Below are 6,251 nucleotides of genomic sequence, written 5' to 3' on the forward strand. Positions count from 1 at the left end.
GAACCTTTTTTCTTTGAGCTACCTCCGAAAATCCCCTTGACAACTGGCTTTGAGCCTTAACTTGTCACCAATGCGCCGCTGCCACCAAAAGCAGGGATGGTGTAACTGGCAACACTCTGGTCTCCAAAACCAGCATTCTGAGTTCAAATCTCAGTTCCTGTGCCAATTTATAGTGCTGTAGGCAAATGGTTTAAGCCGCTTGGTTTTCACCCAAGTGATTGCGGGTTCAACTCCCGTCAGCACTTCTCGTGGGTCGTTGGCAGAATGGTTTTGCAGCCGCCTTTTAAGCGGATGGATCGAGGTTCAATTCCTCGACGACCTACCAAAAATCCTAATCTTGGGTCGGCCCTCCTATTGGCGTGGGTAGCTGTCTGTAAAACAGTAGCTTAAAGCGTTGCTGGTTCAATTCCAGCCCGGCCCATTTGCAACTGTATTTAATCCACAGTTGCAAAGTAAGAGAGCGTGGTGTAGCCGGATAACATCTCAGTTAATAAAACTGAAGATTGAGGGTTCAAATCCCTCCGTTCTCGCTCGCTGTGGAGAGGTGGCCGAGTGGCTTAAGGCGCTTTCCTGCTAAGAAAGAGCGGTTTAACAGCCGTCGAGGGTTCAAATCCCTCCTTCTCCGTTTTCCCCCCGATAGCTCAGTTGGTAGAGCGCTTGTGTGAAGAACAAGAGGTTGTCAGTTCGATACTGACTTGGGGGATTGCGTTGCCTTATAGCTCAATGGTAGAGCAAGCGGTTGTTAACCGCTAGGTTGTAGGTTCGAGTCCTACTGGGGCAGCCATTTTTTAAATTGCCGGGTAGACAAATTGGTAAAGTCGCCTATCTCTGAAATAGGAGTTTCTGTAGGTTCAAAGCCTACCCCGGCACCCAATTATTGGGAAGTCGGCTAATCGGTATGGCACCGCTCTTTGAAAGCGGCAAAATGCAGGTTCGATCCCTGTCTTCCCAGTTCTGCTATTACCAAAGCAGATCAATTACACTCCTGTAGCCCAATTGGCAGAGGCCGCAAGCTCAAACCTTGTGTTGTGTGAGTTCAAATCTCATCAGGAGTACCAAATTTATCTCCAAATTTTACTTGCTCCTGTGGCGGAATTGGCATACGCGGCAGACTTAAAATCTGTTCTATTTTGATTGTGGGTTCGACTCCCACCTGGAGCATGAACGGGATGTAATTCAGCGGCCAGAAGCCTTGGTTTGGGGCCAAGGAGTCGTTGGTTCAAATCCAACCATCCCGACTTTACCCCTGTGATGTAATTGGAAAACATCGCTTACTCAGAATGAGCGTCTTACAGGTTCGATGCCTGTCAGGGGTATGAGGTTTTATTCAATCTAAAATATAAAATCTCAAATCAGTTTTGCCCCTGTAGCCCAATCGGTAGAGGCGCTAGATTTAGGATCTAGTTAGTGCTGGTTCGATGCCAGTCAGGGGTATTTGGTGACATCGCGGGTGAAGTAGCCTGGGTAGGCTTGGAGGTCTCATAAGCCTCTTCATAGCAGGTTCAACTCCTGCCCCCGCCACCAAAAATGCAGGTGTGATGTAATTAACAAAATGAGACTTTTGTCAAGCTTTCTTGCGAGTTAAAATCTCGCCATCTGCTGTGCTGGTGTAGCTCAATTAGGCAGAGCAACTGATTTGTAATCAGTCGGTTGTAGGTTCAATTCCTATCACCAGCCCCACAATTGCGGATATGGTGTAACGGTAGCATTCGAGTCTTCCAAACTCTAGGCACGAGTTCGAGCCTCGTTATCCGCTTGGGCTAACAAGAAGTTTGTTAAATCTCACATCTTGCACCATTCTCAATAACAGGCAAGATGCCTGTTCCACAAAGAGTAAATTTTCTTGTGGAACGGGCATCTTGCCCGTTCAAAAGGCTTATTGACAAGGGTGCAACATCTCAGTTAAATCCAAAATCTCAAATTTTAAATTGGTTGGCGGGTGTGATGTAAAGGCTAGCATCTGAGTATGCCATTCTCAGCGCATGGGTTCGAGTCCCATCATCCGCTTTTGTAGTCCTGAGCTTCGATGGTATAGCGTTTGCCTTACAAGCAGACGCGGGGTAATCTCCTGTCAGGACTACCAATTTATGGGAGTGTAGCTCAATGGATAGAGCGCCGCGCTTCGGACGCGGATGTTGTGGGTTCGAGTCCTACCACTCTCGTTATTTTTACTTTAATTTAAGGAGGTTGATTCCATTGAATGATTAAATTTTATATTAAGAGCGATCGCCCTTTGCGTATCCCAATCTTTGGAGCCTACATACTTTAGTACGAGAGGAAAGGTAACGCTGTCAAAATCAGCGGGCGTTTGCGAACGAGGAGTGCAATGAACCCGGCAGGTTGGCTTAAAGGTAGCCATCCTTTAAAGAGTGTGTAATAACTCATCGGCGGAGTCCCTCTAGTAACTGAGAAAACGCAATGCTCCGATAACTTGTACGCAAAGTACGCGCGGCGCAGCTATCCCGTAGGGAATCGCGCAAACTAACAAAAAACATGGGAGTGTAACTCAACTGGATAGAGTGTCGAGCTTCTACCTCGAAAGTTGTGGGTTCAAGTCCTACCGCTCCTGCTGTCTGGGGTTCGTAGCTTAATTGGTAAAGCATCTAACTGGCTGTTAGAAAGATATCGGTTCAAATCCGATCGCAATCCACCAACTTTGGGTCTGTAGCTTAATCGGAAAAGCGCCTAGTTCGCAACTAGGAAAATGTCGGTTCGAGTCCGACCAGCATCCAGCAAAACTGGGGTCATAGCTCAATTGGTAGAGCGCTTGCCTTGCACGCAAGAGGTTAGGAGTTCGATTCTCCTTGATTCCACTTGCGGTGTCTGAAGCCAAAGCGGTCGCGGCGCTGGTTTGTGGAACCAGTAATAGCGGGTTCAATTCCCGTCAGACACCCCTTGGAAGATGCCGCTAAATGGTTGGCAACCAGTCTTGAAAACTGGGGTACAGGTAACTGTAAGGGTTCGATTCCTTCATCTTCCTTTTGACCACCGGGAGCCAGAAAGTACGGCGCTGTGCTGATAACGCAGAGATAGGAGGGGCAGTACCTCTCCGGTGGATTGCTGAGGGTTTTATATATAAATAATGGAGGATGAGGGTTAATTTTTTGCACAAAATTTGCTATTATAGACTGAGAAAAATTGCGGGGAGGTCGCCTAATTGGAATGGCACCGTAAAAACTTTGGAAAAGCGGCTCCCAAAAGGACGATCGGGTTTGTTGAGTAGGGTAAAAAGTTGCTTCGCGACGTTCCCTGAAAAGGCCAACGGGCAACAGGTTGCGGAAGCACTGAAAGGAATTAACAGTCCGAGATGGGGGCAGTTCCCGTCTGCTTGCGGGCAGTAAGGAAGCGCGTTTCCTGAAAGTTGCTGTCGATCGATACGGGTTCGAGTCCCGTCCTCTCCTTTTCAAGTCCCTGTTGAAGAGTTTCAACCCGTGCCCTAACAGTTAAAGCATACATACTCGGCTGTTAACCGACTAAAACCAATGCTTTACGCACTTGCACGGGTTGAACCTCAGAACCTCAGTTGTTCTTGAGGTCTAAATCGCGATCGTAGCTGCCGATTGGCCGCAGTCTGGCCATCAACTGCTTCAGCAAGAAGCCGTTGCTGTTCCAAGCGGTATAAGGAGTAGCCCCTTGTCCCTTCAGGCACAAGGTTTGTCGGGCTTTGTTGTGGCAGATATTTGCCAGCAGGCTGACGACTGACACTAAGCCGAGTTCATCGACAAGGGCTTCGAGTTCATCTTGAGTCACAAGCACACCTCCAGGGTTGACTATTTCCCTGAAGGATAGCACAATGGGGAAAGAAAGGGTACTAAATGGGGTTAGTCTGGGGTAACTTTATCGTCAATCAGCTTATATTCGTTGATAGTTGCCAGCAGCATCAGTTTAGACATGGATATTCCTGACTCGTCAGACAGCTTCTTCAGCTTTTGATGGATTCGGTTGGGCATTGTAACTTTTATGGTTTTGGAACCTTCCTCTTGTTCAGGCATTAGCAGCAGTCATATTTAGTTGACACCAGCTTATCTCCTTTTGAGTACCGATCGCACCTTGCTGCGATCGTCTGTAAGGATGCGGGCGATCGTCGCAGCCTGATAAAATTGCTGTTGCTTTGTGCTTGAGATACTTATACTAGTATTGTATCAATCTTAAAATCGAGTTATGGTGGCTTTAACAAATCCAGAAATAATGAAAATCATTAACCAATATATCGGTGTATATAATGGTTATCTTGGCGATTTCAGTTATCGAACTCATGCTGAGTTTTATCCTGACTATTGCGAGCTTGATATAGATCCTTCTCAATATGAAGGAACTACACGCGAAAAGTTTATTGCCATCTTGAGAAGCTCACCGCCACAGGTGCAAGCAAAGATAGTACGTGGTGTTTTGCAAAGGTTTCCATCAGATGAACAATCAGAACTTTACAAAGAATTATTAGTTATCGCCAAAAGGCTAGAAGGCACATCACCAGTTCTGAGTCCTGATCCCAAGATTAATAGTGCAGTTGTAGAACGTGCGATTGGAGATGTAGAAGCTCTAATTCAAACTAGGGGCGCAGTTAGCGGAGTAGATCGAATTCATACCGCTTTGCACGGTTATCTACGCGCTGTTTGTGATGTTGAAAATATTGTGTACGATAACGACGATAGTATGACAAAATTATTCAAGCTACTTCGTCAACACCATCCTGCACTTTGTGATTTAGGTGCACGTTCGCAAGATATTGAGCGTATTCTTCAATCATCTGCAAATATTATGGATGCACTAAATCCAATAAGAAATAAAGCAAGTGTGGCACATCCAAATGAGGATTTACTGAACAAAGAGGAGGCAATGCTTGTAATAAATGTAACACGCTCACTGTTGCATTATCTTGATGCAAAGTTTGGTGTAGCAACAGCAGCCTAATGCCAACCTCGATCCAGACGGCTTGTTGAACTGTCAGAGAAATTGCGTACAAACAAATAGACATCTCCCAAAATTAGGCTTTTGTCCATATAGGACAATGCTTCTAGAATCTTTTTAGGAGATGTCTAATAAAAAGGTCGATCGCAAATCTCTAACCAAGGGAGCGATTGGATATATTAGTTACATTCAGAAGCTGTAACCAAATAACTTAATAAAAAAGGTGAAATATGCGAAAATTAAAATATTACGTGGCTTCCACCGTTGACGGGTTTATTGCTCGCGAAGATGGCTCATTTGATTGTTTTCCTATGTCAGGGGAGCATTTCGCTGATTTGTTCGATTCCTTTCCTGAAACTTTTCCCGCTCACTTTCAATAAGCACGAGGCATTCGTGCAGAAAACAAGCAGTTTGATGCGGTTTTGATGGGACGGAAAACCTATGAGGTAGGGCTAAATGTTGGTGTAACTAATCCTTATCCCACCTTGAAGCAGTATGTTTTTTCGCGCACTATGAAAGCCAGTCCCGATGAGAATATTGAACTTGTTTCGGACAATCCTGTCGCATTGGTTAAGGAATTAAAAAAAGAAACGGGTAAAGACATCTGGCTCTGCGGTGGTGGCGCTTTAGCGGCAACTCTTTTTTCTGAGATTGACGAGATGATTGTAAAGTTGAATCCGCTAGTTATCGGAGCGGGAATTCCTGTTTTTTCAGGTGCAATCGCTCCGACAAATTTGGAACTTGCCGATCGCAAAATCTATAGCAACGGTTTCATGTTGCTTCATTATCGAGTCAATCATTAGCAATCAGGAGTTTATCCGTTGCAATGGCTGGAGGCAAAAAAGGACTGAAGTGTTTACTACACAAGGATTTTTTAGGAATTAGACAAACGCTGAATTTTTAAGGGTGGTTAGCAAAGCGGTTATGCACCCGGCTTTTAACCGGTATTAGATAGGTTCAACTCCTATACCACCCATTTTTAAAGGCCGAAAGTAGAAGCTAGAGGGTTAAATATGCGTTTTTCCATTCGCGAGGGCGATCGTACTGTCGGTGCGGGCGTCGTCTCCAAAATTATGAAATAGTAGGATTTCTTCTATTTCGCGCAGGATAGTTCCTCTGTTCTCTTCTGATAAGTAAATCGAACATTTGAGACGAAAGTACCGATATGAAAGTCAAAATTAGCGACACCTATACCTTTCTCACCAACTACTTCTAGCGTCAATTCCCCGGAATGACCTGAACTACCAGGATCATAAAAAACATTGTGGGTGCATCTCACTTTTGCGAATGTGTCACAAAAGAGTTAAAATGAAAAAGCTAGTAAAATCGTCAAATAAAGATGA

General features: G+C 45.1%; 6 protein-coding genes and 25 tRNA genes. 28 read left to right on the forward strand and 3 right to left on the reverse strand.

Going from position 1 to position 6,251, the window contains the following annotated elements:
- The first annotated feature begins 90 nt into the window (after positions 1 to 90).
- The 24 genes from QUA40_RS27185 (at position 91) to QUA40_RS27300 (ending at position 2,980) form a co-directional block, all read left to right on the forward strand.
- Positions 91 to 165, forward strand: a tRNA-Trp gene (locus QUA40_RS27185).
- A 6-nt stretch (positions 166 to 171) separates the two neighbouring features.
- Positions 172 to 245 (forward strand) — tRNA-Glu (locus QUA40_RS27190).
- A gap of 5 nt (positions 246 to 250) precedes the next feature.
- Positions 251 to 325, forward strand: a tRNA-Lys gene (locus QUA40_RS27195).
- A 14-nt stretch (positions 326 to 339) separates the two neighbouring features.
- Positions 340 to 421: transfer RNA gene (locus QUA40_RS27200), tRNA-Tyr, on the forward strand.
- A 35-nt stretch (positions 422 to 456) separates the two neighbouring features.
- Positions 457 to 530, forward strand: a tRNA-Tyr gene (locus QUA40_RS27205).
- Positions 531 to 538: 8 nt separating this feature from the next.
- Positions 539 to 625 (forward strand) — tRNA-Ser (locus QUA40_RS27210).
- A 5-nt stretch (positions 626 to 630) separates the two neighbouring features.
- Positions 631 to 703, forward strand: a tRNA-Phe gene (locus QUA40_RS27215).
- 6 nt (positions 704 to 709) lie between these two features.
- Positions 710 to 784: transfer RNA gene (locus tag QUA40_RS27220), tRNA-Asn, on the forward strand.
- Positions 785 to 794: 10 nt separating this feature from the next.
- Positions 795 to 873: transfer RNA gene (locus QUA40_RS27225), tRNA-Gln, on the forward strand.
- A gap of 5 nt (positions 874 to 878) precedes the next feature.
- Positions 879 to 952: transfer RNA gene (locus QUA40_RS27230), tRNA-Gln, on the forward strand.
- A gap of 29 nt (positions 953 to 981) precedes the next feature.
- A tRNA-Leu gene (locus tag QUA40_RS27235) sits at positions 982 to 1,058 on the forward strand.
- A gap of 22 nt (positions 1,059 to 1,080) precedes the next feature.
- Positions 1,081 to 1,161, forward strand: a tRNA-Leu gene (locus QUA40_RS27240).
- A gap of 4 nt (positions 1,162 to 1,165) precedes the next feature.
- A tRNA-Pro gene (locus tag QUA40_RS27245) sits at positions 1,166 to 1,238 on the forward strand.
- 122 nt (positions 1,239 to 1,360) lie between these two features.
- Positions 1,361 to 1,434: transfer RNA gene (locus QUA40_RS27250), tRNA-Leu, on the forward strand.
- 169 nt (positions 1,435 to 1,603) lie between these two features.
- Positions 1,604 to 1,680 (forward strand) — tRNA-Thr (locus QUA40_RS27255).
- Positions 1,681 to 1,685: 5 nt separating this feature from the next.
- Positions 1,686 to 1,756 (forward strand) — tRNA-Gly (locus QUA40_RS27260).
- Positions 1,757 to 1,935: 179 nt separating this feature from the next.
- A tRNA-Gly gene (locus QUA40_RS27265) sits at positions 1,936 to 2,007 on the forward strand.
- 82 nt (positions 2,008 to 2,089) lie between these two features.
- Positions 2,090 to 2,162: transfer RNA gene (locus QUA40_RS27270), tRNA-Arg, on the forward strand.
- Positions 2,163 to 2,495: 333 nt separating this feature from the next.
- Positions 2,496 to 2,569, forward strand: a tRNA-Arg gene (locus QUA40_RS27275).
- A 7-nt stretch (positions 2,570 to 2,576) separates the two neighbouring features.
- Positions 2,577 to 2,653: transfer RNA gene (locus QUA40_RS27280), tRNA-Ala, on the forward strand.
- A gap of 5 nt (positions 2,654 to 2,658) precedes the next feature.
- Positions 2,659 to 2,732, forward strand: a tRNA-Ala gene (locus QUA40_RS27285).
- Between the two features lie 8 nt (positions 2,733 to 2,740).
- Positions 2,741 to 2,813: transfer RNA gene (locus tag QUA40_RS27290), tRNA-Ala, on the forward strand.
- Positions 2,814 to 2,819: 6 nt separating this feature from the next.
- Positions 2,820 to 2,893, forward strand: a tRNA-His gene (locus tag QUA40_RS27295).
- A gap of 4 nt (positions 2,894 to 2,897) precedes the next feature.
- Positions 2,898 to 2,980: transfer RNA gene (locus QUA40_RS27300), tRNA-Ser, on the forward strand.
- Between the two features lie 314 nt (positions 2,981 to 3,294).
- On the opposite strand, the gene QUA40_RS27305 is transcribed toward QUA40_RS27300, so the two are convergent.
- The 3 genes from QUA40_RS27305 to QUA40_RS27315 all read right to left on the reverse strand — a co-directional run bounded on the left by QUA40_RS27305 (position 3,295) and on the right by QUA40_RS27315 (position 3,950).
- The gene (locus tag QUA40_RS27305; RefSeq protein ID WP_333131641.1) at positions 3,295 to 3,456 is read right to left on the reverse strand and encodes a hypothetical protein; all 162 of its coding nucleotides are present in this window, start codon (positions 3,454 to 3,456) and stop codon (positions 3,295 to 3,297) included.
- Between the two features lie 63 nt (positions 3,457 to 3,519).
- Positions 3,520 to 3,750, reverse strand: a complete 231-nt coding sequence (locus tag QUA40_RS27310; protein WP_333131643.1) for a hypothetical protein — start codon at positions 3,748 to 3,750, stop codon at positions 3,520 to 3,522.
- Between the two features lie 71 nt (positions 3,751 to 3,821).
- Positions 3,822 to 3,950: a hypothetical protein gene (locus QUA40_RS27315; RefSeq protein ID WP_333131645.1), complete on the reverse strand. Its 129-nt coding sequence runs from the start codon at positions 3,948 to 3,950 to the stop codon at positions 3,822 to 3,824.
- A 211-nt stretch (positions 3,951 to 4,161) separates the two neighbouring features.
- Here QUA40_RS27315 and QUA40_RS27320 point away from each other — a divergent pair, with 211 nt between their 5' ends.
- From QUA40_RS27320 to QUA40_RS27335, 4 genes are all read left to right on the forward strand, one after another.
- A complete protein-coding gene (locus QUA40_RS27320; protein ID WP_333131647.1) occupies positions 4,162 to 4,911 on the forward strand; it encodes an abortive infection family protein in 750 nt (249 codons plus the stop codon).
- A 227-nt stretch (positions 4,912 to 5,138) separates the two neighbouring features.
- On the forward strand, positions 5,139 to 5,288 hold the full coding sequence (locus QUA40_RS27325; protein WP_333131649.1) for a hypothetical protein: 150 nt from the start codon (positions 5,139 to 5,141) through the stop codon (positions 5,286 to 5,288).
- A gap of 9 nt (positions 5,289 to 5,297) precedes the next feature.
- Entirely contained in the window at positions 5,298 to 5,711 is a 414-nt protein-coding gene (locus QUA40_RS27330) for a dihydrofolate reductase family protein (RefSeq protein ID WP_333131651.1), read from the forward strand.
- A 101-nt stretch (positions 5,712 to 5,812) separates the two neighbouring features.
- Positions 5,813 to 5,884 (forward strand) — tRNA-Lys (locus QUA40_RS27335).
- Positions 5,885 to 6,251 lie beyond the last annotated feature (367 nt).

This window comes from Microcoleus sp. Pol11C3, assembly GCF_036701485.1.
Classification (GTDB): Bacteria; Cyanobacteriota; Cyanobacteriia; order Cyanobacteriales; family Microcoleaceae; genus Microcoleus.